Annotated in this window: 22 protein-coding genes; 4 read left to right on the top strand and 18 right to left on the bottom strand. The window is 50.8% G+C overall.

The window, feature by feature from the left end:
- Positions 1-6: 6 nt before the first annotated feature.
- The 4 genes from ACXAFR_RS16525 to galE all read right to left on the bottom strand — a co-directional run bounded on the left by ACXAFR_RS16525 (position 7) and on the right by galE (position 4,987).
- A complete protein-coding gene (locus tag ACXAFR_RS16525) occupies positions 7-1,686 on the bottom strand; it encodes an aminotransferase class V-fold PLP-dependent enzyme (RefSeq protein WP_475178787.1) in 1,680 nt (559 codons plus the stop codon).
- 65 nt (positions 1,687-1,751) lie between these two features.
- Complete coding sequence (locus tag ACXAFR_RS16520) at positions 1,752-2,564, bottom strand: TatD family hydrolase (RefSeq protein WP_475178784.1); 813 nt, start codon at positions 2,562-2,564, stop codon at positions 1,752-1,754.
- Positions 2,543-3,886 (bottom strand): 30S ribosomal protein S12 methylthiotransferase RimO, encoded by a 1,344-nt coding sequence (rimO, locus tag ACXAFR_RS16515; RefSeq protein ID WP_475178783.1) that lies wholly within the window; start codon positions 3,884-3,886, stop codon positions 2,543-2,545. The genes ACXAFR_RS16520 and rimO overlap by 22 nt, the downstream gene beginning before the upstream one ends.
- A 51-nt stretch (positions 3,887-3,937) precedes the next feature.
- A complete protein-coding gene (gene galE, locus ACXAFR_RS16510) occupies positions 3,938-4,987 on the bottom strand; it encodes a UDP-glucose 4-epimerase GalE (protein WP_475178782.1) in 1,050 nt (349 codons plus the stop codon).
- Between the two features lie 314 nt (positions 4,988-5,301).
- Between galE and ACXAFR_RS16505 the strand changes: the two genes are divergently transcribed.
- The 3 genes from ACXAFR_RS16505 to ACXAFR_RS16495 all read left to right on the top strand — a co-directional run bounded on the left by ACXAFR_RS16505 (position 5,302) and on the right by ACXAFR_RS16495 (position 10,123).
- Complete coding sequence (locus ACXAFR_RS16505) at positions 5,302-7,224, top strand: PrkA family serine protein kinase (protein ID WP_475178781.1); 1,923 nt, start codon at positions 5,302-5,304, stop codon at positions 7,222-7,224.
- Positions 7,225-7,307: 83 nt separating this feature from the next.
- Positions 7,308-8,585, top strand: coding sequence for a YeaH/YhbH family protein (locus ACXAFR_RS16500; protein WP_475178779.1), 1,278 nt, complete (start codon positions 7,308-7,310; stop codon positions 8,583-8,585).
- On the top strand, positions 8,582-10,123 hold the full coding sequence (locus ACXAFR_RS16495) for a SpoVR family protein (RefSeq protein WP_475178778.1): 1,542 nt from the start codon (positions 8,582-8,584) through the stop codon (positions 10,121-10,123). The genes ACXAFR_RS16500 and ACXAFR_RS16495 overlap by 4 nt, the downstream gene beginning before the upstream one ends.
- An 84-nt stretch (positions 10,124-10,207) precedes the next feature.
- Here the strand turns inward: ACXAFR_RS16495 and ACXAFR_RS16490 are convergent, their stop codons facing one another.
- A complete protein-coding gene (locus tag ACXAFR_RS16490; RefSeq protein ID WP_475178777.1) occupies positions 10,208-10,600 on the bottom strand; it encodes a CBS domain-containing protein in 393 nt (130 codons plus the stop codon).
- 225 nt (positions 10,601-10,825) lie between these two features.
- Between ACXAFR_RS16490 and ACXAFR_RS16485 the strand changes: the two genes are divergently transcribed.
- Positions 10,826-11,347 (top strand): gamma carbonic anhydrase family protein, encoded by a 522-nt coding sequence (locus tag ACXAFR_RS16485; protein ID WP_475178775.1) that lies wholly within the window; start codon positions 10,826-10,828, stop codon positions 11,345-11,347.
- A 48-nt stretch (positions 11,348-11,395) separates the two neighbouring features.
- Here ACXAFR_RS16485 and ACXAFR_RS16480 read toward each other — a convergent pair whose 3' ends face one another.
- From ACXAFR_RS16480 to ACXAFR_RS16420, 13 genes are all read right to left on the bottom strand, one after another.
- Positions 11,396-11,758 carry a DUF2750 domain-containing protein gene (locus ACXAFR_RS16480; RefSeq protein WP_475178774.1) on the bottom strand — a complete coding sequence of 121 codons (363 nt, stop codon included), beginning with the start codon at positions 11,756-11,758 and terminating at the stop codon, positions 11,396-11,398.
- A gap of 100 nt (positions 11,759-11,858) precedes the next feature.
- Positions 11,859-12,602 (bottom strand): OmpA family protein, encoded by a 744-nt coding sequence (locus tag ACXAFR_RS16475; protein WP_475178773.1) that lies wholly within the window; start codon positions 12,600-12,602, stop codon positions 11,859-11,861.
- Between the two features lie 162 nt (positions 12,603-12,764).
- Positions 12,765-14,912 (bottom strand): polyribonucleotide nucleotidyltransferase, encoded by a 2,148-nt coding sequence (gene pnp, locus ACXAFR_RS16470; RefSeq protein WP_475178770.1) that lies wholly within the window; start codon positions 14,910-14,912, stop codon positions 12,765-12,767.
- Between the two features lie 250 nt (positions 14,913-15,162).
- On the bottom strand, positions 15,163-15,432 hold the full coding sequence (gene rpsO / locus ACXAFR_RS16465) for a 30S ribosomal protein S15 (RefSeq protein WP_475178769.1): 270 nt from the start codon (positions 15,430-15,432) through the stop codon (positions 15,163-15,165).
- Positions 15,433-15,585: 153 nt separating this feature from the next.
- On the bottom strand, positions 15,586-16,521 hold the full coding sequence (truB, locus tag ACXAFR_RS16460) for a tRNA pseudouridine(55) synthase TruB (protein ID WP_475178768.1): 936 nt from the start codon (positions 16,519-16,521) through the stop codon (positions 15,586-15,588).
- Positions 16,522-16,542: 21 nt separating this feature from the next.
- A complete protein-coding gene (gene rbfA / locus ACXAFR_RS16455) occupies positions 16,543-16,929 on the bottom strand; it encodes a 30S ribosome-binding factor RbfA (protein ID WP_475178767.1) in 387 nt (128 codons plus the stop codon).
- A 29-nt stretch (positions 16,930-16,958) separates the two neighbouring features.
- Positions 16,959-19,775, bottom strand: a complete 2,817-nt coding sequence (infB, locus tag ACXAFR_RS16450; RefSeq protein WP_475178765.1) for a translation initiation factor IF-2 — start codon at positions 19,773-19,775, stop codon at positions 16,959-16,961.
- A 23-nt stretch (positions 19,776-19,798) separates the two neighbouring features.
- A complete protein-coding gene (gene nusA, locus ACXAFR_RS16445; RefSeq protein ID WP_475178764.1) occupies positions 19,799-21,301 on the bottom strand; it encodes a transcription termination factor NusA in 1,503 nt (500 codons plus the stop codon).
- A 36-nt stretch (positions 21,302-21,337) separates the two neighbouring features.
- Positions 21,338-21,793 carry a ribosome maturation factor RimP gene (gene rimP, locus ACXAFR_RS16440; RefSeq protein WP_475178762.1) on the bottom strand — a complete coding sequence of 152 codons (456 nt, stop codon included), beginning with the start codon at positions 21,791-21,793 and terminating at the stop codon, positions 21,338-21,340.
- 335 nt (positions 21,794-22,128) lie between these two features.
- Entirely contained in the window at positions 22,129-23,019 is an 891-nt protein-coding gene (gene mmsB, locus ACXAFR_RS16435; protein ID WP_475178761.1) for a 3-hydroxyisobutyrate dehydrogenase, read from the bottom strand.
- Positions 23,020-23,042: 23 nt separating this feature from the next.
- A complete protein-coding gene (locus tag ACXAFR_RS16430; protein ID WP_475178760.1) occupies positions 23,043-24,155 on the bottom strand; it encodes an enoyl-CoA hydratase/isomerase family protein in 1,113 nt (370 codons plus the stop codon).
- 52 nt (positions 24,156-24,207) lie between these two features.
- Positions 24,208-24,981 (bottom strand): enoyl-CoA hydratase, encoded by a 774-nt coding sequence (locus ACXAFR_RS16425; protein ID WP_475178758.1) that lies wholly within the window; start codon positions 24,979-24,981, stop codon positions 24,208-24,210.
- The gene (locus ACXAFR_RS16420; protein WP_475178756.1) at positions 24,978-26,144 is read right to left on the bottom strand and encodes an acyl-CoA dehydrogenase family protein; all 1,167 of its coding nucleotides are present in this window, start codon (positions 26,142-26,144) and stop codon (positions 24,978-24,980) included. The genes ACXAFR_RS16425 and ACXAFR_RS16420 overlap by 4 nt, the downstream gene beginning before the upstream one ends.
- Positions 26,145-26,180 lie beyond the last annotated feature (36 nt).

The raw sequence follows: 26,180 nt of genomic DNA, 5'->3' as shown, positions 1-26,180 counted from the left end.
AGAGAGTTAATCTGATTTCAGCTCACAACATTGCCGAGCACGCGCAAAAATGGCCAAAATACCATTACCACGAGAGGGCGTGAGATAGCGCTCCAAGCGCAGATCTTTTAATACTTCGGCAAGATCTACCCCTTTAATGTCCGCTGCGGTGCCTCCATCAATTAGAGACAGTAATACTGCCGACAAACCCGCAATAACACGGGAATCGGTTTCAATAGAAAAACGATGTCGGTCAGCCTGCTGCCAGTGGACCAACCAGACTTCAGATTCGCAACCTGGGACTTGGTTATCTTTCTGACGCAGATGAGGCTTCTTCGAAATAAGCTCACCCCACTGCAGCAGTTGGCGATAGCGTGCCTGCCAAGGTCCAGGCTTACGCAGTTTCGACAGGTCAACGGTATGGACGTCGTCGGCAATATTCTCTTTTGACGCCTGTGGGAGTGAATCCTTCGAAAAACACGGCATTGATTTCTCAGCGCTGGGAAACTCCGTTATGGCCTGCAATAGCCGATCAACATCCTCTCGACTGTTGTAGGCAGCCAGCGATATGCGCAGTAGCATTCCTCGCCCTACAGAATCCACCAGTGGCTGTGCACAATGGTGCCCGACCCTAACAGCGATATCCTGCTCATCAAGCCATTGGGCCAAGTCATATACCGTCCACCCATCATCAACGCAAAGGGCAGCAATGCCAACATTCTGTCGATAATCACTTAACAGAGACAATGGCAACTCCACTGCCAAGCGCTGCAGCCCCTGATGTAAGTATTGGTTCAGATGACTCTCATACGCAGACATTGCGGCGCGGTCCCACTGACCCAAAAATGCCAGGCACGCCCCAAGACCTGCAATGGCAGCCAAAGATGATGTGCCAGCTTCAAACCGGTGTGGTGGCAGCGACCACTGACTCTCGGTCAAGGTCACGTTAGAGATCATTTCCCCCCCACCTTGCCAGGGTGGCATAAGATCCCAACATGACTGCTTCCCATAAACCACCCCAATTCCCGTGGGGCCGTAGAATTTGTGAGCCGAACCGACGAGAAAATCACAATCCAGAGCGGTTACATCGACCACCCGGTGAGCCAAAAGCTGGGAAGCATCAACAATAAAGAGACAGTTGCTCGGAAGGTGAATTCGTACACGAGCCAAATCCATCGAAAATCCCAGCGCATTTGAAGCCCCCGTCAACGCAAAAATCCGGGTTCGCTCGTTAACACAATCAGCAAGCACAGAGAGATCAGGCTTACCCTCTACAGAAGGCAAAAACACCAATCGCAAACCATACTTTTGAGCAGCAAGCTGCCAGCTGACCAGATTTGCATGATGCTCTGCGGCAGACAGCAGAATCTCATCCCCCGGCTGAAGCGGCTGACAGAGCGTCTGTGCTAATAGATTTAGCCCTTCCGTGGCGCCACGGGTAAAGACCACCTCTGATGCCAGTCGGGCGCCCATCCATTGCGCGGCCTGCTCCCGGACATTCTCCACCATTGCCGTCGCCTGTCTTGCTAAGCGATGACTGGATCTGTGAGTATTTGCGTTGTAGCGACTGTAAAAATCAACCATCGCATCGATCACCGCCTGAGGGCGCTGAGTTGTCGCGGCATTATCCAGATACACTAAATTCCGGTTTTCCCTATGGGAAAAGATAGGAAACTGTCGTTTAAAGTCTGCACTTTTAAAGGCCATGTCAGCAACAAATTAACTAAGAAGAAACAAATCAACGAAAAAGAGGTTCCGTAACGGCGGTAGGCTTAACGCCCCTCGTCTTGATCAGCTAGCCGAAAAAGGCGTCTGACATTTGCAGTTGTCACCGCAGCAAGATGGTCCCGCCCCTGCCCTCTCAAATCAGCGAGAGCCGCAAGTATCCGGGGAAGATAAATTGGCGAATTCTGTTTTGGTGCCACGCCTTTTGGCGCCATATCCGGAGCATCCGTCTCCAGTATAAGGCTGTCGTCCGGCATTCGTGCAAACGCGTCAAGTGACTTTCTCGCTGCAGACTGGGTGACCAAGCCGCCGATCCCCACCCTAAATCCGAGACGCCAATACTGCATCGCGAGCTCAAAACTGCCTGAAAAGCCGTGAATCACGCCTCCAGCTGGCGGCTTAAATGCAGCCAGACGAGCCAACACAAGGTGATGCGCTTTAACGCCATGTAAAATTAACGGCAAGTTAAGCGCTTCTGCCACCTCCAGATGAAGGTCAAAAAAGGCCAACTGCCGATCTACTGAGATGTCTTTACGCAGGCCATCGAGCCCGCATTCCCCCACCGCAACGACTGGCCCCTTCGTCGCGGCGTCCATCAATAAGGTTTTAAATTGAGAGGGCGTGCAATCGACCTCATCTACCCACCAGGGATGCAACCCTACGGCAAGCCACAAGCTCAATGGCAAAGGCTGCTCCAAAAGTGTCTTTGCGCGACGCCACTGACTTGGGTCGGTCCCGGGAATGATCAGGCCGCGAATGCCATTTTGCTGACATTCGCTAGCGATGCGCTGCCGAGAGAGGTCAAACTCCGGAAAGTCGAAATGACAGTGACTATCAATTAACGTTGCACACTGCCCCATAGATCGTATTCGTCTGAATGGTCGATACGTGCCATGACCTTCTGACCTGGCCGCAGGGAAGTTTCATCATTGAGGTAAACCAGACCGTCGATTTCAGGCGCATCTGCATAACTTCGACCGATGGCGCCCTCGTCGTCAACCTCATCCACCAATACTTCCAGCACCTTACCCACTCGCGACCTCAACCGGGATTCACTGATTTTTTGCTGGCAAGCCATAAATCGCTCCCAGCGATCTTGTTTGACCTCGTCCGCTACCGCGCCTGGCAGATCATTCGCCGTTGCTCCCGCCACAGGCGAATACTGGAAACAGCCGACACGATCAAGTTGAGCCTCTCCAAGAAAATCCAATAGCTGCTGAAAATCTGCTTCCGTTTCTCCAGGGAAGCCGACGATAAAGGTAGAGCGCAACACCAACTCCGGACAATCCGACCGCCATCGCTGGATTCTCTGCAGTACTTTTTCGCTATGAGCAGGCCGCTTCATCAGCTTGAGAATATCCGGACTGGCATGCTGAAACGGGATATCCAAATACGGCAGGATTTTCCCCTCCGCCATTCGAGGGATCAGTTTATCCACATGGGGATAGGGATAAACATAATGCAGACGCACCCAGATGCCGAGGCGCGCAAGCGCATCAACCAAACCATCGACCCGCGTTTCATAAGCATCACCAGCGGCAAAGTCCAAACGGTATTTCAGGTCGAGACCATAGGCGCTTGTATCCTGGGAAATCACCAACAGCTCCTGCACGCCATTTTCCGCGAGCCGCTCAGCCTCTGCCACCACATCCTTCAACGGACGGCTGACAAGATCTCCTCTCATGGAAGGGATAATGCAAAAAGTACAGCGATGATTACACCCTTCCGAAATCTTAAGATAAGCATAGTGCTTGGGCGTCAGCTTAACCCCCTGCGGCGGCAGGAGCTGAGTGAATTCTGGCGGCGCCTGGGTAGGGACATATTCCCGCACAGCCCCCAACACACTGTCATAGTCAGCTGGCCCGCTAACGCTAAGCACCCCCGGCAACTGATCCCGGATCAACGCCGCATCTTCACCCTTCCCCATGCAGCCAGTCACTATGACTTTGCCGTTTTCGCGCATGGCCTCACCGATAGCATCTAGAGATTCCTGCTTGGCGCTATCAATAAATCCACAGGTATTGACCACGACGACATCGGCGCCATCATAGGTAGGAGACACGTCGTAACCATCCAGCTTTAGCTGAGTCAATATGCGTTCTGAATCCACCAACGCTTTGGGACAGCCAAGACTGACAAACCCTACGGTTTTGCCGGCATGAGCAACATTGTCTTCAGACATAATAAGTCACCTCAGCGACAAAACAGTAAGTGTAAGCATGCAGATCTAGCGTCATTCGTCGGCTGCATAACCGTTGGGATTATTGGACTGCCAGCGCCAGGTATCAGTCACCATTTCGTTCAACCCAAATTCAGCGCGCCAATCCAGCTCGGTTGCAGCCTTATCGGTTTTCGCGTAGCACTCGGCCACATCCCCTGCACGACGAGGCTGGATTTTATAGGGAATGTCTTTACCAGCGGCCTCAGCGAACGCTTCGACCACTTGCAGTACGGAATACCCCTGTCCGGTGCCCAGATTATGGGTAAAACAGCCGGTCTCACTTTTCAGCAAAAACTCTAGCGCCTTGACATGCCCACGAGCCAAATCCACCACATGGATATAGTCTCGCACACCAGTACCGTCAACGGTTTTGTAGTCATCACCGAAGACATTCAACTGAGGCAATTTGCCAACGGCCACCTGGGCGACAAATGGCAACAGATTGTTGGGAATTCCATTGGGGTCCTCACCAATTTTACCGCTCTCATGAGCGCCAATGGGGTTAAAGTACCTCAGCAGACTGACTCGCCATGGGTTGCCGGGAACCTTGCAGAGATCTCGTAGAATCTCTTCGACCATCAATTTGCTGCGACCGTACGGATTGGTTGCAGAGGTTGGAAATTCCTCATCAATGGGCACACTCGCCGGGTCTCCATAGACCGTCGCTGAGGATGAAAAAATCAAGTTGGTGACACCGTGATCAGCCATTGCTTCACATAGGGTCAAAGTGCCTGCGACATTGTTGTCGAAATAGCGCAGAGGAAGCTGGCAGGACTCACCTACGGCTTTAAGGCCAGCAAAATGCAAAACCGCACCAAATTGGTGCTCAGAAAATAAACGGTCCAGAACGGTGCGATCTTTAATGTCACCCTCAACGAAGGTGAAGTCCCGGCCTGAAATTTCCTTCAGTCGCGTCAAGACTGATTTTTTGCTGTTACACAGATTATCCAGAATAACAGGATCAAAACCGGCGGCTGCCAATTCGACGCAGGCATGACTTCCGATGTATCCGGCGCCTCCCGTCACTAAAACCTTTCTGCTGCTTTCAGCGTCTGCATGCATTGCAATTCTCCCGCGCGCATGGCCAAATGAATCGAAACGCAATTATCACACATGCGACATTTTTCGAGTAGCGGAGCGTCGTGTTTGATTCGAATAGGTTTGGTATTTGAATTGCTTTAACCAGAATCATGTGTCAATTTTCTCTGGCTTAACAAATTTCCAGAGAGCGAAGTTTATTTTTCTACTATGCTCAGTAAAACAACAAATTTTGTTTCTTTTACTGGGCCAGAGAGCAACAGGGTCATTCAGGATACGTAATTAGTCACACGAACATTTCGTCCACATCAGGGTCAAATTCATACAGGAGATGAGCCATGAGTATCTTTAACCACTACCGGGAACGCTACGAAGCCACCCAAGAAGAAGAGCTCAGCATTCAGGAATACCTGGATCTTTGTAAAAAGGACCCAAGCGTATATGCCAGTGCAGCGGAACGTATGTTAATGGCGATTGGCGAGCCGGAAGTTATCGACACGTCGACAGATCCTCGCCTCAGTCGTATCTTTTCCAACAAAATCATCAAGCGCTATAAAGCCTTCCGTGATTTCTATGGTATGGAAGAGTGCATCCAACAGATCGTTTCCTTCTTCAAGCACGCTGCTCAAGGGCTGGAAGAGAAGAAACAGATTCTATATTTGCTTGGCCCGGTCGGCGGCGGCAAGTCTTCTCTGGCTGAAAAGCTCAAAGAGTTGATGGAAAATCAACCTATCTACTGCATTAAAGACTCACCTGTTTTCGAGTCGCCTCTGGCGCTGTTCGATGAGCGCGAAGACGGACAGATTTTGGAAGAGGATTACGGCATTCCGCGGCGCTATATGAAATCCATTATGTCGCCCTGGGCCGTAAAGCGCCTGCATGAGTACAAAGGTGACATCAGCCAGTTCCGTGTCGTTAAAGTCTACCCTTCCCGACTTGATCAAATCGGGATCTCAAAGACAGAACCGGGCGATGAAAACAATCAGGACATCTCGTCACTGGTTGGTAAAGTCGACATTCGTAAACTCGAAGAATTTCCACAAAACGATCCAGATGCCTACAGCTACTCCGGAGGCCTCTGTCGAGCCAACCAGGGCATCATGGAATTTGTGGAGATGTTCAAGGCGCCGATCAAAGTGTTGCACCCACTGCTGACCGCAACTCAGGAAGGCAACTACAACAGCACCGAAGGTCTTGGAGCAATCCCCTTCGAAGGCGTCATACTTGCCCACTCTAACGAATCCGAGTGGCAATCTTTTAGAAACAACAAAAACAATGAAGCCTTTATCGACCGGGTCTACATTGTCAAAGTACCCTACTGCCTGCGGGTATCTGAAGAGATCAAAATTTACGACAAGCTGCTTGAGCACAGCTCTCTAAGCAAGGCGCCTTGCGCGCCAGACACCCTCAAAATGCTGGCTCAGTTTTCCATCCTGTCGCGCATCAAAGAACCGGACAACTCCAACGTCTATTCAAAAATGCGGATTTACGATGGTCAAAACCTCAAAGACACGGACCCGAAAGCCAAATCATTACAGGAGTATCGCGACAGCGCCGGCGTCGACGAGGGCATGAACGGCCTTTCTACCCGGTTCGCGTTCAAAATTCTGTCGAAAGTCTTTAACTTTGACCCTACCGAAATTGCCGCAAATCCGGTCCACCTTCTCTATGTGCTGGAGCAGCAGATCAGTGCGGAGCAATACCCACCGGAAGTGCAAGAGCGCTACCTGGGATTCATCAAAGAGTATCTGGCACCTCGCTACGTCGAGTTTATTGGAAAAGAAATTCAGACGGCGTATCTGGAATCTTACGCGGAATACGGTCAGAACATTTTTGACCGCTACGTCACCTATGCAGACTTCTGGATTCAGGATCAGGAGTTCCGCGACCCTGAAACCGGAGAAATTCTCAATCGCAGCGCATTGAACGAAGAGCTAGAGAAGATCGAGAAGCCCGCAGGCATCAGCAATCCGAAAGACTTCCGTAACGAGATCGTCAATTTCGTACTGCGCGCCCGTGCGAACAACGGCGGACGTAACCCGGTCTGGAACAGCTATGAAAAGCTTCGTACCGTGATCGAGAAAAAGATGTTTTCCAACACGGAAGACTTGCTGCCGGTGATATCGTTCAGCGCCAAAGCCTCAGCCGACGACCGCAAAAAACACGAAGATTTTGTTGCCCGTATGGCCGAGCGCGGTTACACCGAAAAGCAAGTTCGACTCTTGTCCGAATGGTACCTGCGGGTTAGAAAATCCCAGTAAGTACCAACCGCAGCTGAAAGCTGGCTGCTGCCAGCTTTCAGTCTGTTAAGGCTATTTTCGGTTGCACGCTAAGCGGGGGCATCATGAGCTATATCATCGACCGGCGTTTAAACAGTAAAAAGAAAAGCACTGTCAATCGGCAGCGATTCTTGCGCCGCTACCGCAAACACATCCAACGAGCCGTTTCCGACGCGGTCTCGCAACGCTCTATTACCGACATGGATAAGGGCGAGCAAATCAGCATTCCAAGTAAAGACATCAACGAACCCGTGTTTCAGCATGGCAAAGGTGGTCTTAATCAGAATGTTTTACCCGGCAACAAAGAGTTTGTCGGCGGCGATCGCATCCCGCGTCCGCAAGGGGGCGAAGGTGGCGGAGGCTCTGGCTCTGGCGCCAGCGATCAAGGTGAAGGCATGGATGAGTTTGTCTTCCAGATCACTCAAGAAGAGTTCCTCGATTTTATGTTTGAGGATCTCGCCCTACCCAACCTCGTCAAACGGCAACTCGCCGGAAACGAAGAGTTTAAAACCCGTCGCGCAGGTATTAGCAATGAAGGCTCACCGGGCCGTTTGAACATTGTTCGATCGCTGCGATCAGCCAACGCACGACGAATTGCGCTGACCGGTGGAAAGCGTCGTAAACTCAATGAGCTAGAGGCAGAGCTCGACAAGCAAGAAAACCTGGACCCTGCCCTGCGGGATCAACGCAAAATTGAAGAATTGGAAGCCGCAATCGCGTCATTGAAAGGTCGTATTCAGCGCGTTCCCTGGCTGGATGATTTCGATCTTAAATACAATCTGCACGTTAAAGATCCGATTCCTAGATCCAAGGCTGTCATGTTTTGCATCATGGATGTTTCCGGCTCTATGAGTCAGGCCACAAAGGATATGGCAAAGCGGTTCTTTATTTTGCTGTATCTCTTTTTGCAGAGGAATTATCAACATACTGAAGTGGTCTTTATTCGCCACCATACCTGTGCAAAAGAGGTGGACGAGCAGGAATTTTTCTATTCCCGGGAGACCGGCGGCACTATCGTCTCCAGCGCGCTGAAATTAATGAAAGAAATATTGGACGAGCGCTATCCGTTATCTGAATGGAATGTCTACGGTGCTCAGGCATCCGATGGTGACAATTGGAACGATGACTCCTCCGTCTGCTCCAAGATACTGATGGAAGATCTGCTTCCCAAGCTTCAGTATTATTCGTATATTGAAATTACACCGCGCGATCACCAAGCGCTTTGGGAAGAATATCAGCAAGTACAAGCCGCATTTGGCGACGTATTCGCAATGCAGCAGATTGTCGATGTAAGCGACATCTACCCTGTGTTTAGACAGTTATTCCAAAAGAAGGTCGCATGAGTAATCTTGAAAGAAATCCAATCTCTGAGACGTCCGAATGGTCGTTTCAGCTGATTGAAGACTACGATCGAGAAATCGCAAAAATTGCGAAAGAGTACAAACTCGACACCTATCCAAACCAAATTGAAGTCATCAGCTCAGAACAAATGATGGATGCTTACGCCTCCGTTGGCATGCCTCTGGGTTACAACCATTGGTCGTACGGCAAACAGTTTCTAAATATTGAGCAATCCTATAACCGCGGGCAAATGGGCCTAGCATATGAGATTGTCATCAATTCTAACCCCTGTATTGCCTATCTAATGGAAGAGAACACGATGACCATGCAGGCGTTGGTTATTGCCCATGCCTGTTATGGGCATAACTCTTTCTTTAAAGGCAATTACCTGTTTCGCACCTGGACAGACGCCTCTTCCATCATTGACTATCTCCTGTTTGCGAAAAACTACATCGCAAAGTGCGAGGCGAGATATGGCATCGACGAAGTTGAGGCAATGCTCGACTCCTGCCATGCCTTAATGAACTACGGCGTGGATCGCTACAAGCGCCCTTACCCGATATCCGCGGATGAAGAGCGTCGGCGTCAGCAGGAGCGTGAAGAGTACCTGCAAAAACAAGTGAACGATTTGTGGCGCACAATTCCCTCCAGCGATGCGGATAAAGCCGACCGAGCGGAATTCCGTTTTCCTGAAGAACCCCAGGAAAACCTCCTCTATTTTATAGAAAAGAACGCGCCTTTATTGGAGCCCTGGCAGCGAGAAATTGTTCGCATCGTACGTAAAGTCGCCCAATACTTTTACCCTCAGCGTCAAACGCAAGTCATGAACGAGGGGTGGGCTACCTTCTGGCACTACACCTTACTGCAAACCATGTATGATCGGGGGCTGGTCACCGAAGGCTTCATCTTCGAGTTTCTGCAGTCACACACGAGCGTGGTCTATCAGCCCTCATACGACAGTCCCTACTACAACGGAATCAATCCTTACGCACTTGGCTTTGCCATGATGACGGACATTCGCCGAATCTGCGAGAATCCAACCGCTGAGGACAGGGAATGGTTTCCCGATATGGCGGGGACGGACTGGCTAGAGACTCTGCACTTTGCCATGCAGAACTTTAAAGATGAGAGCTTCATCCTACAATTTCTGTCTCCGAAGGTTATTCGTGATCTGAAGCTATTTAGCATTCGTGATGACGACAAAGAGAAAGAAATTGAAGTCAGTGCCATTCACGACGATATGGGATATCAAAAAGTCCGTGAAGCCCTGGCTGGGCAATACAATCTGGGTAATCGGGAACCCAATATCCAAGTCTACCGAGTAGATATCCGCGGGGACCGCTCGCTAACGCTGCATCATCAACAGCACAATCGAAAGCCTCTCGGGAAGTCCACCGACGAAGTATTAAAACACTTGCATCGGCTCTGGGGTTTTGATGTTCACCTGCATTCTGTCCAGGATGAAAAAATAACAGCCAGCTACCACTGCCCACCCCGACCGGAAGAACCGGGCCAGAGCCTTCCCACGTTCGACCTTTGAGTATATCTACGAGCAACCCCCACAGCAGAAACTGCCTACCATAAAACTGGATTGGCAGTCTGCTGTTGTGCGTAAGATCTTACTTTAAATGTGATGAGGTTTGGTTTCTGTCACCACTTTGAGCATCTGACGTAAGATGTGGCGGCGTGAAATGACTCCGACGACTTTTTTATTGTCGTCGACGACAGGATAGATTTTTCGTTTGTGTTTTTTCATCTCCTCAGCTAAATCCATCGCGCTTTGGCCTTCATTAACCATATCCACAACAGGATTCATCACGTTAGTGATCTGAGCTACACGCTCATCGTAATAAAGAACCTGGGTAACAACACCGATACAATCCTGCTCTGAAATCCAGCCAAGAAGCTTTCCTTGAGAATCAACAACAGGCCCGCCTAACAATTCGTTTTTAATTAACTCCATGGCAGCTTCTACCACAGGTGTTTCTGGCGAAAACGAAACAAACTGATGACTCATACAATCGGATACCTTGATTGAATCCATAATCCTGGTTACCCCCATCGACGATGTATAGAAAAGATGATCGAATAAATAAACCCTAAATCAGCGTGATTTTTCAAGGAGAAGACATCCCTTGAGACTCATTGCATGTTATAGCGAATGTCGCCAGTATTATGCGAACGCAAGAGTCATTAAAAACCTAAACCTTGCCCCCTACAAGTAAAACCGTGAGATTTGACCATGATTGCATCCCTGGACGAAAAGCACCCCATTCTGGCAGCTGACACCTACATCGCGCCAGGCGCCCATATTATTGGAGAGTGTGAATTGGCTTCAGGCGTCAGTGTATGGTTCAACGCCGTGCTGCGCGGCGACTGCGATAGGATATTTGTGGGTGCAAATAGCAATATTCAGGACGGCTCAGTGCTTCACGCAGACGATGGCGTTCCCCTCACCATCGGTGAAGGAGTCACAGTCGGCCATAAAGTGATGCTCCACGGATGCACCATAGGAGACTACTCTCTCATCGGAATTAACGCGGTGATTCTAAACGGCGCTAAAATTGGCCGCTACTGCCTTGTCGGCAGCAATAGCCTTGTGACTGAAGGCACTGAAATTCCCGATGGCCATTTGGCGATAGGTTCGCCCGCCCGGGTTAAAAGGCCGTTAACGGAAGCAGAAATGGCGAACTTGAAAGTATCAGCGCAACACTATGTAGAGAATGCTCGACGCTTCTCGCGAGGATATGCCCCAGTAAATTAAATTTACTAACAACGAATGCATGGATATTAGCGAGAAAAACGGGACGAGCTATTGCAGCTCGTCCTCAATATCACTGAGCAAATCTAGGGGCTCTATTTCCACCCCCTCCAATTCCGTATTCCAATTGATGCCAACGAGATAAACATCTTCGTGCATGCCCGGCAACCAATTTTCCAGAAACTCATCAAGGGCAACGGGAATGGCTTTGTAAGCGGACCATTCACCATCACATAAGACCTCGGCAAACTCTGGCTGCGACCAGAATGGCATCACTTCGGTTTCCTTGTACTTTTCTGACGGACAGAGCGCCCATCCTTCTGGCCCTTCCAGCCCCCAGACACAACCACTCGCTATCGCCTCGACAATGAATCGATCGAGATTTTCTTCAGGATCTTCGGACAAAGGGTCCATACAAAAGCCTTTCCACAAATTTCCGCAGAGTTTATCTGGAAAGGCTTGCTGCGCCTATCCCTGGCGCAGGCTTTACATCGTCAAAGTGCCTCTCGACCACTCAATGCGATAATTCGTAATCAATTTGGGCATTCAAAGCGTCCTCTTTCGGATAGCTGAATTCCAATTCAACTCGACGGTCACGCGCGTACGAGGAATAGTCGCCCGGCTTAGCCAATGCCTGGCGATTACCGAAGCTATCGCTTGCAACTCGACTCTCATCAATACCTGCAGACAGCAGCGCATCGACAACAGCTTTAGAGCGATGCTCCGCCAAAACATTGTTGTACCCATCCGTTCCACGTAAATCTGCATGGCCAGATACAGAGACTCGGATTGAAGGATAGGTTTTCATAATGGCTGCCAACTTATCCAACCGCTCACGCTGAAAACTGTCTAACTGATCCGAGTTGGATGGGAAAAATAAACGTGTCGTTAAAACATCTAACGCGAGATTCTGTACGGTATCCGATGCAACTTGAGCGTCGGCCAATTCCGTTTGCGTTAATTCCAGTTCAGATCGGGTCTGGGTTAACGCACTTTCAGCCTCATCGAGAGAACCTTCGACTTCAGATAAACGATCCGCTTTCTTGATGGTTTCTCCCACATAGGCACCACTGGCCGCGCCAATGAGCATACCTGCTGGACCAGCCAGAACCACGCCTGCGATTGTCGCTGACGTAAACGCCAAACCACTTTTCCAATTGTCCTTTTCCGTGCCGCCATTATCCAAGGCTCCCGCTGCCACCTCTGCGCTGAACGCAACTGCCGCCAAACTCACAACTACCAAACGATTAAATGTCATTGCCTATTCCTCACGTTGACTAACTCTCAGAGTCAGTAAACCAAAGAAATACGCAGAACCCATGGTCACTCTGTGGCTCTCTCGCGCTCAATCATGACCAAATATGGCAGATACAAAAAAGGCTCCCGAAGGAGCCTTTTAAACATTGAAGCTCGGAGACACTTAGTCTTCCGAAGAACCTTCATTGGCTTCCGCCTCAGCAGGCCCAGACTCTTCAACTTCAGGAGCTTCATCCCGGAGAGCTTCTTTGATAGACAGCTTGATACGGCCGCGCTGATCAACATCCAAGCACTTAACACGAACGTCCTGCCCCTCAGAGAGATAATCCGTGACCTTGTTCACTCGCTCATCTGCAATTTGTGAAATATGGACCAGACCATCCTTTCCAGGCAGGAAGTTTACAAACGCACCAAAATCAACGATACGAACGACTTTACCATCGTAGATTTCGCCAATTTCAGCCTCGGCGGTAATTTCACCGATACGAGTTAATGCAGCTTGCAAAGATTCAGAGCTCTCGCCGTAAACCTTAACGGTACCGTCATCGTCAATATCAACGGAAGCGCCCGTCTCCTCGGTAATGGAGCGAATGGTCGCACCACCTTTACCAATTACATCGCGGATTTTATCCGGATGAATTTTAATCGTTTCAAATTGTGGCGCATTGGAAGAAACATCATCGCGAGATGAAGCGATAATCTTATTCATCTCAGCCAAGATATGGAGGCGAGCCTGAAGCGCTTGCTGCAGAGCAATTTCCATAATCTCTTCGGTGATACCTTCAATCTTGATATCCATCTGTAGCGCAGTGATTCCGTTCGCCGTACCGGCTACTTTGAAATCCATATCGCCAAGATGATCTTCATCACCAAGGATGTCCGTCAGAACGGCAAAACCATTATCTTCTTTGACCAGCCCCATAGCGATACCCGCTACTGGAGCTTTTAGAGGAACACCCGCATCCATAAGTGCTAGCGACGAACCACACACAGAGGCCATCGAGGAAGAACCATTAGACTCCGTGATTTCACTGACAACACGGATAGAGTAAGGAAACGAATCTTCCTTCGGTAAGACCGCAGCGACACCGCGACGAGCCAAACGGCCATGACCAATTTCACGACGGCCAGTGCCACCCATACGGCCCGCTTCACCCACAGAGTATGGAGGAAAATTGTAATGCAGCATGAAAGGATCTTTGCGCTCGCCTTCCAAAGCATCGATCACTTGAGCATCACGAGCAGACCCCAATGTGGCAACAACCAGAGCCTGAGTCTCACCGCGAGTAAACAGCGCAGAACCATGGGCTTTTTTCAAAACACCCACTTCCACCTGGATAGGACGAACGGTGCTGTTATCACGACCGTCAATCCGAGGCTCACCCGCAACAACGCTTTGACGAACCAGCTGCTTTTCTAGCTTACCGAAAATACCTTTTACGTCGTCACTGGTAACAGTTTCTGACGTGAATTGGTCCGCGGCTGCATCACGTAACTCACCTAACCGCTGATAGCGCTCTTGCTTATCGGTAATGCGATAGGCTTCCTTCACCGGAGCTTCGAAAGCACCGACGACACCGGCTTTAAGATCTTCGTTGACGGCAGGAGCTGTCCACTCCCAAGCTGGCTTGCCAGCGTCTTTCGCCAATTCATTGACCGCCTGGATAACCGCCTGCAATTCCTGATGCGCGAACAACACTGCCCCAAGCATGATATCTTCCGGCAGCTCATTTGCTTCAGATTCAACCATCAGCACGGCATCAGTCGTACCGGCAACCACCATGTCCAATTCACTGCCAGCGACCGCACTGTATCCTGGATTCAGGAGATAGCCGGCTTCTTGGGTATAGCCAACGCGAGCGGCACCGATAGGACCGTTAAAGGGAATACCGGAAACCGCCAACGCCGCAGAAGTACCGATCATGGAAGCGATATCAGGATCCATTTCTTTGGTCGCGGAGAGTACGGTACAAACTACCTGAACTTCATTCATGAACCCTTTGGGGAAAAGGGGACGAATTGGACGATCAATTAAGCGAGACGTTAACGTCTCCTTCTCAGAAGGGCGCCCCTCACGCTTAAAAAAGCCACCGGGGATCTTGCCGACGGAGTACTGTTTTTCTTGATAGTGGACAGACAATGGGAAAAAGTCTTGTCCTTCGGAGACACTCTTTGCACCGACGACGGTGCACAACACTTGAGTCTCATCCATGGTTACCAACACAGCACCTGTAGCTTGCCGCGCAACGCGACCGGTTTCTAGGGTGACCGTGCTGTTTCCATACTGAAACGTTTTTAAAACGGGATTCACGATGGTATTCCTTATAATGAACTTGACGGCACCTGCAGAGTCATTCCCTGCCCGCCAAGCGAGTTTGTATTCGAAAATTACTGTATTTGCTAGAGGTCAGGCACACGATGCGGGAAATCCGACTTGCCCGAATGGTAGACCATCCCATAGCGAATGGCTTAGAGAGAACACTTTGATGGAGGCGCCGTGAGAACGGGCCCCCGATGAGCATCGGATTGTCGCAGAGATTAGAAACAATCCGTTTAATCACTTAGCGACGCAGCCCCAATCTCTGGATCAGACTGGCATAACGGTTAAGATCTTTACCTTTCAGGTAATCCAACAATTTACGTCTCTGGTTAACCATGCGGATAAGGCCGCGACGAGAATGGTGATCTTGCTTGTGATCGGCAAAATGCCCCTGCAGCTTGTTGATATTATAGGTCAAAAGAGCGACCTGAACTTCAGGAGAACCGGTGTCGCCATCGGCCAATTGGTAGTCTTTTACGATAGACGCTTTTTCGTTAGCACTCAGTGCCATAATGACATTCCTCAGGAATATGCAAAACATTCAGCCTGTCCGTGCATATTTACAGACAGGCTACCATCAACAGTGAGCGTAAAAGCCCACTTATTCTATTACACCGCCGATTAACGACAGGTAACATTCTATTCACGCGCCCAAGCGACAAATTTAGCTGTAAACAACCAATCGATTCGGCGCGATCCGACCTTCACCGTCAAGACGACCAAGGCCTAAAAATCTTTCATCTGCTGAAAAAACGCGCACAATATCACCTTCCAGCCGGTTTCGGTAGACCTTCAAGTCCATAATCGGGTTACCTTGGGAAAAATAGTAGGTGGAATCATCATCCAAGGCGACGGAAGGCAGGTGCGCCACCGGCGCATCGATCGGTAGAAGCAAAGCGTCTAACGCATCCGCGCCCTCATCAGCAAGAGCCTCAACCCCAGACATATCAATACCTTGCGACTCAGTAAAAGGGCCGGTTTCCGTTCGATGAAGGTCTTTAATTGTACCCCCACAGCCCAACGCACGCCCCAAATCATACGCAAGAGAGCGAATGTAGGTTCCTTTTGAGCAGAGGACATCCAAGGTTAAAACCGGCTTGCGTCCACTCGCAAAGCCCATAATATTACACGCGAAGATGGTTACATCCCGCGCCTTACGCTCCACCTCGACACCTTGCCTCGCCAACTTGTAGAGTGGCTGGCCTCCTTGTTTTAACGCAGAATACATTGGAGGGATCTGCGAGATCGAGCCACGAAAAGGTATCAAAGCGGCTTCAACATCCTCTCGACTCACGTGGCTGGCATCGGATTCAGACATCACTTCACCATCACGATCGTAAGTATCCGTTTCAACACCCAGAACAATCGTTGCCAAGTAGCGCTTATTAGAATCCAGAAGGTACTGAGAGAACTTGGTTGACTCACCGAAACAAATTGGCAATACACCCGTGGCCAGCGGGTCAAGGCTGCCTGTATGACCGGCTTTTGCCGCACCAAACAACCGCTTAACCCGCTGCAAAGCGTGATTTGAACTCATGCCTTCCGGCTTTAGAAAAGTCAGCACGCCACTAACCGGCCTGCCTTTACGTTTCCGCCCCAAAGCTCTCGCCCCGCTTCCAGCCTAGTCGTCAGACTCGGTATGATTGGAGCGGTCTTCTCGAACAGCTTTATCGATCAGTTGCGATAATGCCCGCCCTCGAGAAGACGTCTGATCAAAGAAAAACTCAAGACGTGGGGTTGTGCGTACAGATAACTCACGAGCCAGCTGTGAACGCAGAAAGCCTGCCGCCTTATTCAAAGCCGACACCCCTTCTTCACAGAGATCTACTTCCGTTTTGTCGACGAAGGTTACGTAGATCTTCGCCACAGAAAGGTCTCGCGCAACGGTCACATCATTGATGTTTACCATGCCGATTCGAGGATCCCGAGTTTCGAACTGAATAATGGCCGCCAGATTCCGCTGTATTGCGTCCGCAAGCCGGTCTGTTCGCTTAAATTCACGTGCCACGATGTTTTTTTCCTAGGTTGGCAGGCAGCTTACAGCTCCCTGGCCACCTCTTTCACATCAAAGACTTCGATTTGATCGCCAACCTTGACGTCGTAGTCTTTCACACCGATTCCGCACTCCATGCCGTTACGGACCTCGCCAACGTCGTCTTTGAAACGTCGCAGTGACTCCAGCTCGCCTTCAAAAATCACTACGTTATCGCGGAGAACACGGATTGGCTTATTGCGGAACACGGTCCCCTCAACAACCATACAACCGGCAACCTGGCCGAATTTGGGCGAGCGGAAGACTTCACGAACCTCGGCAATGCCCACGATCTCCTCGACACGCTCAGGATCAAGCATACCAGCAAGCGCGCCTTTAACATCGTCCAACAGCTGATAAATGATACTGTAGTAGCGAATTTCAACGGATTCCGCCTCGGCCAACTTGCGCGCACTACCATCGGCACGTACGTTAAATCCGATAACGACAGCTCCGGAAGTTAATGCCAGATTGACATCATTTTCGGTAATACCACCAACACCGGATACGACAATATTCACCTGAACTTCCGCATTCCCGATATCCATCAGAGCTGCCTGAATGGCTTCCAAGGAACCACGAACGTCGGTCTTTAGAACAACCGGCAGAATCTTGGTCTCATTTTCGCCCATGTTGGCAAACATATTTTCAAGCTTGGCAGCCTGCTGGCGCTGCTGGCGATCCTGGCGCTCTTTTTCAGAGCGATGTTCAGCCACATCACGCGCTTTACGCTCGTTTGGCACAATAACAAATTCATCACCCGCCTCAGGAACCGCATCAAGACCGAGGATTTCTACCGGCGTAGATGGGCCAGCCTCCTTGACCGACTCACCACGCTCGTTCGTCATAGCCTTGATACGGCCATAACTTTGCCCTGCCAGCATGATGTCACCTTGACGCAGCTCTCCAGCTTGAACTAAAACCGTAGCAACAACACCACGACCTTTGTCCATTCGCGACTCAATCACCACCCCGCGAGCGGGAATACCGACAGGAGCATCCAACTCGAGAAGCTCAGCCTGCAGGGAGATGGCTTCCAGCAAATCATCAATGCCTTGGCCGGTATGAGCGGAAACATTGATAAACTGAACGTCCCCCCCCCAATCTTCCGGAATGACATCTTTTGCTGCCAACTCATTGCGAACGCGATCAGGGTCAGCCGCTTCCTTGTCACATTTATTCACTGCGACAACCAGCGGAACGCCTGCGGCACGAGCGTGCTGAATGGCCTCTTCCGTCTGCGGCATGACACCATCGTCAGCTGCAACAACCAGAATTACAACGTCAGTACACTGAGCTCCTCGAGCCCGCATCGAGGTAAACGCTGCGTGTCCTGGTGTATCCAAAAAGGCAATCTCGCCCTTTTCCGTCGGCACTCGATACGCGCCGATATGCTGGGTAATACCACCAGCCTCACCAGATACCACACGGGTATTGCGGATGTAATCGAGCAGAGAAGTTTTACCATGGTCAACATGCCCCATGACAGTAACCACCGGAGCCCGGGGCATTCTCTCACCATCGCTCTCAAGCGATTCTTCAAGCTGCTCTTCGACCTGGTTATCACTTACGGCAACAGGCGTATGACCAAGCTCTTCCACCACGAGTACAGCGGTTTCCTGATCAATCGCCTGATTCATAGTGGCCATGGTGCCCATTTTCATCAGGGTCTTCACCACCTCGCCTGCTTTGACCGACATACGTAGGGCCAAATCTGAGACGACTATGGTTTCAGGAACTTCTACTTCTCGCACAATTTTACTCGTCGGTTTTTTGAATGTATGGCGGTTAGCCAACTTGAGCGACGGACGCGAACTGCGACGCTGGCGAGACGAGGAATTGCTGTCATCCAAGTCTTCATCATCAAGATCGCTAAGTAACGCAGCCTTGTTCGTCTTTTTAGGACCAGACTTCTTAGCCGCTTTAGGCGTCTTCTTGCGTGGGGAGTCCCCGTCATCATCACCGTCGTTTTCGATGACATGGCGCTCTTTCTTCTTGCCGTGGCGTCCCTTCTCTGCGTCGGAAGGAGCAGATTCATCCACACCAGACGCCGGCTTATTGCTGGCGCCGGCCGCACCTGCAGCTTTCTGCTTGGCTTGTTCTGCCTGACGCTCTTTCTCTGCTGCAAGCTTTTGCTGGCGCTCATCTTCCGCTTTACGACGCGCTTCCAATGCCGCAATTCGCCGCGCCTCAGCCGCTTCCAAGATGTCGTCATGTGACATCGGCTCAGGAGCCTTTTCTTCAATAGCCTCAACCACGGGCTCGGGCTCCGGCTCGGGTTCAGGCTCCGGCTCGGGTTCAGGCTCAGGTTCGACGACAGCCGAGACTTCCGGCTCAGGTTCTGGCTCTACGCCTGCCTCAGCGACAGGCAGGGTTACCTCTACCTCTGCCGGCGCCTGCTCTACAGCTGGCTCAGGCGTCGACGTCGCTACTTCTGACTCTGTCGTAACCTCTGGAGCCTCTTCAAGCGCAGAGACGGACTCAGGTTCCGACGCAGCTTCCAGCGACGAAGAGGCAAGCTCTGCATCTCGCTTCACATACGTACGCTTCTTACGCACTTCGACATTGACAGTCTTGCGACCGCTACCACTACCTGTTTTTAGAGTGGTTGTCGTTTTACGCTTTAATGTAATCTTTCTCGGCGTCTCAGTTGATTCACCATGACTGGTTTTCAGAAACGCCAACAACTTTTGCTTTTCGGCGTCAGAAACCAGTGCATCCGCACTTCCGTGGGACAGACCAGCCTCAGACATTTGCTTCAGCAAACGCTCTTCGGAGGTTCCAACTGATTTGGCGAGTTCACTGACAGTTACTTCAGCCATATCCTATTACCTAATCCTCTATCTTACTCAGCACTGCTTTGACTTTCGGCAAACCAAGGCTCTCTCGCCTTCATAATCAATGCGGCTGCACGTTCTTCATCGACCCCGTCGAACTCAAGGAGGTCATCAACGGCCTGTTCGGCCAGATCATCCATCGTAACGATACCGCGGCTCGCCAACTGAAAGGCAAGGTGCTTATCCATACCATCCATCGTTAGAAGGTCCTCTGCGGGCTCATTGCTACCGAGCTGCTCTTCCGAAGCCAATGCCTGAGTTAACAATGCATCTTTAGCTCGGGACCTCAGCTCTTCAGCGATATCTTCATCAAATCCATCGATGTTGGACATTTCTTCCAGCGGCACATAGGCGATCTCTTCCAGAGTGGTAAACCCCTCTTCCACCAGCACCCCTGCGACATCCTCATCCACGTCAAGCGCATCCATAAAGACTTGGATGTAATTGCCTGACTCTTCTTCCTGCTTGGACTTCCACTCCTCCAGCCCCATGACGTTGATTTCCCACTGTGTGAGCTCACTCGCCAAACGAACATTCTGGCCACTGCGACCAATTGCCTGCGCAAGATTGTCTTCATCAACGGCGACATCCATGGATCCGGCATCTTCATCGACAACAATCGATTCAATCTCTGCTGGAGACATAGCATTAATAACAAACTGCGCGGGGTTGTGATTCCACAGCACGATGTCAATGCGCTCTCCGCCCAATTCATTGGACACGGCCTGCACACGAGATCCGCGCATACCGACACAGGCCCCAACAGGATCGATGCGACCATCATTGGTGTAGACGGCAATTTTGGCTCGAGATCCTGGGTCACGTGCCGCGGCTTTTAACTCAATCACCTCTTCGGAGATTTCAGGCACTTCGATTTTAAACAACTCTATAAGCATCTCCGGGCAGGAGCGGCTGAGATACAGCTGCGGCCCGCGCACATCCGTACGAACATCCAGCAGTACAGCCCTAACACGGTCGTTAATGCGGAAGACCTCACGACCGACAAGCTGATCACGAGGAAGAAGACCTTCAGCATTACTGCCCAAATCGACGATGATGCTGTCGCGAGTCACTTTTTTTACGGTACCGCTGACCAACTCACCAAGTCGATCGCGATAAAGCTCAACAACCTGCTCACGTTCCGCCTCGCGCACTTTTTGCACGATAACTTGCTTTGCAGCCTGAGCAGCAATGCGTCCGAACTCGACGTTTTCGACCACCTCTTCGTAAACATCACCGACACCAAGCGAGGGATCCTTTTCATGGGCCTCCTCAGTGGTAAATTGAGTGCCGAGCACCGCCAGAGTATCGTCATCCACGACCTCCCAACGACGAGTGGTAACGTAATCGCCCGTCTTGCGATTGATGACGACCTGGATGTCGGAATCTTCGTCGTATCTCTTTTTGGTGGCAGCAGCCAAGGCCAACTCGATTGCTTCGAATATGATTCCCTTGTCGACCCCCTTTTCGTTGGAGACCGCATCCGCAACCAGCAGAATTTCTTTACTCATTTACTCGCCTCACTCACCCGCTGCCACAACCCTGGCTTAAAAGCGGGGAACAATGTTCGCTTTATCTATCAAATGAAATGGCCACCAAACGTCCTGTCCGTCGACCTCTATCAAAACCTGTTCGTCACCGATCTCTTTTAGCTGCCCCTGGAATTTGCGCCGCCCCTCGTGGGCGGAACTCAAACGCACCGACAACTGCTCGCCAACATACCGGCGATATTGCTCGAGACTGTAGAGTGGACGATCCATGCCTGGGGACGAAACCTCCAGCGTATATTCGCCGGAAATGGGGTCTTCAACGTCCATTACACTACTGACCTGACGACTCACTTTTTCACAATCTTCTAAAGAGACACCCTGCTCACGATCGATATAAAGGCGCACCGTGCTGTGGCGGCCCTGAGCAAAATACTCCAGCCCCCACAACTCACATCCCATGGATTTAACGACCGGTTCCAGTAATTCAACCAGTAGATCGTGCTTCTGCCCCATATACGCAGTACCGACTTAAACCTGAGACCCAAATAAAAAATGGGCATCAAGCCCATCACGAATGAAAACTGCCGGGGGATAGCCATTCCCGAGAACACATACGAAAAAGCCCCTTGATAGGGGCTTTGACCTGCGTTGCCGCCAGAGGACAACGACATTCCTTGAATAGGCGACTCCGACCGAATCACTGTATCGATCCGCCCCCAGGCAACATCATGTCCTGTCTGCCTTTAGAAGACCAAGGCATCCTTAGAAAACCTTACGACTTCGATCAGTCAGGAAGTATACCAATTAAGCCGCACAATCTTCAACCACCTGTCGCCAATTGGCAGCTACTACTTCATGAGATTTAGGACGCTGGAAAAGTCACTAACCCCCTCTCTTTCATCCATTTTCTGAGCCAGAGAATAGAGATTCTGAGCCAGGGCGCCCAGCGGCGCGGTGGAGCGACTCTGGCGAGCGGTATCCATCGCCAAATTTAAATCTTTGAGCATCAAGTTGATCATAAAGCCACCCTGATAGTCATTACTTGACGGAACACTAGGCATCACCCCCGGATAAGGATTGTATTTTTCCAACGACCAATTGCATCCCGAGCTTTTCAAGATAATTTCGGAGAGGACTTTAGGGTCCAAGCCATTATTGACCCCCATCTGCAAAGCTTCACAGGTTCCGATCATGTGAATTGCCAGCAACATGTTGTTGCACAATTTGGCAACAGATCCTGCCCCCGCACCGCCGGCATGAAAGATATTGGCTCCCATAACAGTCAATACCGTTTTTGACTGCTCAAAATCCGCATCGGCTCCACCACACATAAACGCTAGCGTACCTGCTGCGGCTGCAGCCGTGCCACCAGAAACCGGAGCGTCCATAAATCGAAGCCCCTTTTCCTGCGCGGCCTTAGCAACCCGCCGGGAATCTTCTGGGGCAATAGTCGAACAATCGATAATGAGTGCCGACGGCGCTATAAACTCCAACAACTTCTGCTCTTGGATAAATACAGCCTCAACAATTGGCCCAGATGGCAGCATGGTTATGACGAAGTTAGCTCCATCCACGGCGGCCAACATATTGTCTGCGGCCTCACACCCTGCCGAAACGGCCTTGTCCAGAGCAGCTTGAGAGAGGTCAAAAGCTCTCACACGAAAACCTGCAACAGCTAAATTAGCCGCCATAGGCCCACCCATATTGCCAAGTCCGATAAACGCTACCGTCTGTGACATAATTTAAATCCTTTCATTTATTATTAAAGGTCGTTAAGTGGATTCTGCGCCCCCCAGGGCGAAACAAAATGTCCGTCAACAATTTCATCAGTGACTTCAGCCAGAGTCGTCGGCTCAAATTTTGGCTGCCGGTCTTTATCCACCAGCAGCGCCCTCACCCCTTCTGCAAAATTAGGGTATTTCATACAATTACTGGAGAGGACCAGCTCCATCGCAAACGCCTCTTTAAGCGAGGCATGACGGGTGCGCCGCAGCTGCTCATAGATAATGGCGACAGACGTAGGACATCCCTCAGCCAGCGTTTTAGCCGCCTTGCTCAACCACTCATCATCACCGTTGTAGGCGGTAATGTCGGCGAACAATTCTGACGGTGTTGCCCCCTGGGTTAAAACTTGGATTTGATCATAATGCTGTCGAACAGGAGATTCAGGTCGCTCATCCGCAATAGCCTCCATATCCCGTAGGAGACCACTTAATTGCGCAGGGTGGTTCGACGCATCTGCCGCCCAACTAAGCGCGCTTATCTGCTCCACCAATCCGTCCCACTGACTGTGATTTAAATAGTGATCAGCCAACCCTAAATACTGCGTATCAGCAGCATTAATGGGGACCCCGGTCAATGCTAAAAATAGCCCGCAGCGTCCAGGCATCCGATTTAAAAACCATGAACCACCTACATCCGGGTACAAACCGATTGTCACCTCTGGCATGGCAAGCCGGGTTCTCTCTGTAACAACTCGGTGGCTGGCACCGGCCAACAGCCCAAGTCCACCTCCCATAACGACGCCATGCCCCCATGCCAAAATCGGCTTACGGTAAACATGAATAAGGTAATCAAGTCGGTATTCTTGCTCAAAAAATGCCGCAGCCTCGCCATCATTGGCCAAAGAGGATTCCCGCAATTTGACGACATCGCCCCCCGCACAAAACCCCTTATCACCGGAACCCCGCAGAACCACGCAAGCTATCGCCGGGTCATCCTGCCAGACACGCAGCTGTGACAGCAGGCTGTCCGCCATTGCTCGGGACAGAGAATTGAGAGACTTCGGAGCATTGAGGACGGCAAGGCCGATCTTATACCCTCCACCTGACGGAAGGGTTTGAAAAAGTACCGGAGATTCATCTGAACTACTCATAACACTCCACACTTCGCGATTTATCTAATACGGACGAATAGATCCGTTACTCCTAACGGTTTTTCCACACAGGCGCTCGCTTCTCAACGAACGCAGACACCCCTTCTTTCTGATCTTCGCTGTCCCACAGTTTCACAAAAAGCTCTCGCTCTTGAACAAAAGCAGTTGCCATGGGTTGCTGCCTGGCGGCCATAATCAGTTGCTTACAATAGCGCACTGAGGTTGGACTTTGCTTTTCGACTTTAGCGGCAAGCTCTAAGGCTTTCTCAATCGCTCCCCCTGTTGGCACCAACTCTTCAATAAGTCCAATTTCGAGCGCTTTATCCGCTTTCACTCGCTCTCCCAGAAGAATCAAGCGCTTTGCCCAGCTCTCTCCCACCAACCAAGGCAGCTGCTGCGATCCTAAACCACAGGGAAGCAATCCCACGCTCGCCTCTGGCAGCGCCATTTGAGCTTGCTCTTCGGCGACACGTAAATCGCAGGAAAGCGCGACTTCCAAGCCTCCACCCATGGCATAGCCGGTTATCGCGGCAATAGAGACGCCTTCATAGGAAGCCAAGGCCTCAAAAGCTCGCCCAAACGCATTGGCAAATTCAAAAGACAGTCCCTTGTCATCATGGTTAAATCGATTGAGATCGGCACCAGCACTGAAAAATTTTTCACTCTCGCTTGCAATAATTAGAGAATAATTTTCCTTGTCTGAGTTGAGCTCCCCAACCCACTCCTGTAACTGGTTCAAACTCTCTGGCGTCCAGGTATTCGCCGGAGGATTATTCATTGTCACAATGGCGGTATGACCGCGCCTTTCTAGTTTAAGCAAACTCATTTTATATCCTCTGTTGCGCCGTCCTGCAGCAGCCGGCGAGCGGAAATCAAACGCATGATTTCGTTGGTTCCTTCCAGGATCTGGTGAACCCGAACGTCTCTTAAATATCGTTCAATAGGGTATTCGCGAAGATAACCATATCCGCCATGGAGCTGTAGGGCTTGATTACACACGTCAAAGCCAACATCGGTTGCGAACCGCTTGGCCATAGCACAATAAACCGTTTTTTCCGGATGTTCCTCATCCAGTCGGCTGGCCGCCATGCGCACCATCTGTCGCGCAGCAACCAACTCCGTAACCATATCGGCAAAGCGAAACTGCAACGCCTGAAAGTCCGCAATTGCCTTCCCAAACTGCACCCGCTCTCGCATGTATTTTTGCGTGATGTCGACACATGCCTGAGCTCCACCGATAGAACAGGTGGCAATATTTATCCTCCCCCCATCGATACCTCGCATTGCGATTTTGAAGCCTTCACCTTCGTCACCCAAACGGTAGCTGGCTGGCACCCTTACATTATCAAAACTGATGGCACGCGTCGGCTGACTGTTCCAGCCAAGCTTCACTTCATTCTTTCCAAATTCAATGCCCTTCAAATCTGAAGGAATTGCAAAAGCGGTCACACCTCGAGCACCCGATTCCGGCGTTCCCGTGCGCAACATAACAATGAGAATGTCGGTACTGCCGGCGCCGCTGATAAACATCTTGCCACCGTTGACGATATAGTCGTCTCCGTCGCGCTTAGCCGTCGAACGCAACGAGCCCGCATCGGAACCCGCATTGGGCTCCGTAAGACAATAGGACCCCAGCTTTTGACCACGTGTCATCGCTTCCGCCCAATCAGACTTTAGATCGTCGGAACCCCAGGTACACAACATCCATGTAGCCATATTGTGAATGGAAATAAACGCGGCTGTAGACGTACATGCGGCAGCGAGTTCTTCCAGAATGATGGTGGTGTCAAGTCGCGACAAACCCAGCCCTCCACACTCCTCAGGAGAATAAATGCCACAAAACCCCAGCTCGCCAGACGCGGCTATAACATCTCGCGGGAAAATCTTCTCCTCATCCCAGAGTGCGGCATGAGGGGCCATTTCCCCTTGGGCAAAAGCTCGGGCAGCCTCCTGAAATGCCAGCTGATCTTCACTCAAACCAAAATTCATACGTGTCTTTCCTTCTGGCTAGATTGAGTCTTACCA

The organism is Pseudomaricurvus sp. ABR4_320 (genome assembly GCF_056159445.1).
The sequence above is the reverse complement of the archived record's forward strand: the minus strand, read 5'-3'. Positions and strand labels throughout refer to the sequence as shown.

Bases quoted from the DNA above. Each gene is read 5' to 3' on its own strand.
- ACXAFR_RS16525 (WP_475178787.1), bottom strand. From the start codon at position 1,686: ATGGCCTTTAAAAGTGCAGACTTTAAACGACAGTTTCCTATCTTTTCC.
- ACXAFR_RS16520 (WP_475178784.1), bottom strand. From the start codon at position 2,564: ATGGGGCAGTGTGCAACGTTAATTGATAGTCACTGTCATTTCGACTTT.
- rimO (WP_475178783.1), bottom strand. From the start codon at position 3,886: ATGTCTGAAGACAATGTTGCTCATGCCGGCAAAACCGTAGGGTTTGTC.
- galE (WP_475178782.1), bottom strand. From the start codon at position 4,987: ATGCATGCAGACGCTGAAAGCAGCAGAAAGGTTTTAGTGACGGGAGGC.
- ACXAFR_RS16505 (WP_475178781.1), top strand. From the start codon at position 5,302: ATGAGTATCTTTAACCACTACCGGGAACGCTACGAAGCCACCCAAGAA.
- ACXAFR_RS16500 (WP_475178779.1), top strand. From the start codon at position 7,308: ATGAGCTATATCATCGACCGGCGTTTAAACAGTAAAAAGAAAAGCACT.
- ACXAFR_RS16495 (WP_475178778.1), top strand. From the start codon at position 8,582: ATGAGTAATCTTGAAAGAAATCCAATCTCTGAGACGTCCGAATGGTCG.
- ACXAFR_RS16490 (WP_475178777.1), bottom strand. From the start codon at position 10,600: ATGAGTCATCAGTTTGTTTCGTTTTCGCCAGAAACACCTGTGGTAGAA.
- ACXAFR_RS16485 (WP_475178775.1), top strand. From the start codon at position 10,826: ATGATTGCATCCCTGGACGAAAAGCACCCCATTCTGGCAGCTGACACC.
- ACXAFR_RS16480 (WP_475178774.1), bottom strand. From the start codon at position 11,758: ATGGACCCTTTGTCCGAAGATCCTGAAGAAAATCTCGATCGATTCATT.
- ACXAFR_RS16475 (WP_475178773.1), bottom strand. From the start codon at position 12,602: ATGACATTTAATCGTTTGGTAGTTGTGAGTTTGGCGGCAGTTGCGTTC.
- rpsO (WP_475178769.1), bottom strand. From the start codon at position 15,432: ATGGCACTGAGTGCTAACGAAAAAGCGTCTATCGTAAAAGACTACCAA.
- infB (WP_475178765.1), bottom strand. From the start codon at position 19,775: ATGGCTGAAGTAACTGTCAGTGAACTCGCCAAATCAGTTGGAACCTCC.
- nusA (WP_475178764.1), bottom strand. From the start codon at position 21,301: ATGAGTAAAGAAATTCTGCTGGTTGCGGATGCGGTCTCCAACGAAAAG.
- rimP (WP_475178762.1), bottom strand. From the start codon at position 21,793: ATGGGGCAGAAGCACGATCTACTGGTTGAATTACTGGAACCGGTCGTT.
- mmsB (WP_475178761.1), bottom strand. From the start codon at position 23,019: ATGTCACAGACGGTAGCGTTTATCGGACTTGGCAATATGGGTGGGCCT.
- ACXAFR_RS16430 (WP_475178760.1), bottom strand. From the start codon at position 24,155: ATGAGTAGTTCAGATGAATCTCCGGTACTTTTTCAAACCCTTCCGTCA.
- ACXAFR_RS16425 (WP_475178758.1), bottom strand. From the start codon at position 24,981: ATGAGTTTGCTTAAACTAGAAAGGCGCGGTCATACCGCCATTGTGACA.
- ACXAFR_RS16420 (WP_475178756.1), bottom strand. From the start codon at position 26,144: ATGAATTTTGGTTTGAGTGAAGATCAGCTGGCATTTCAGGAGGCTGCC.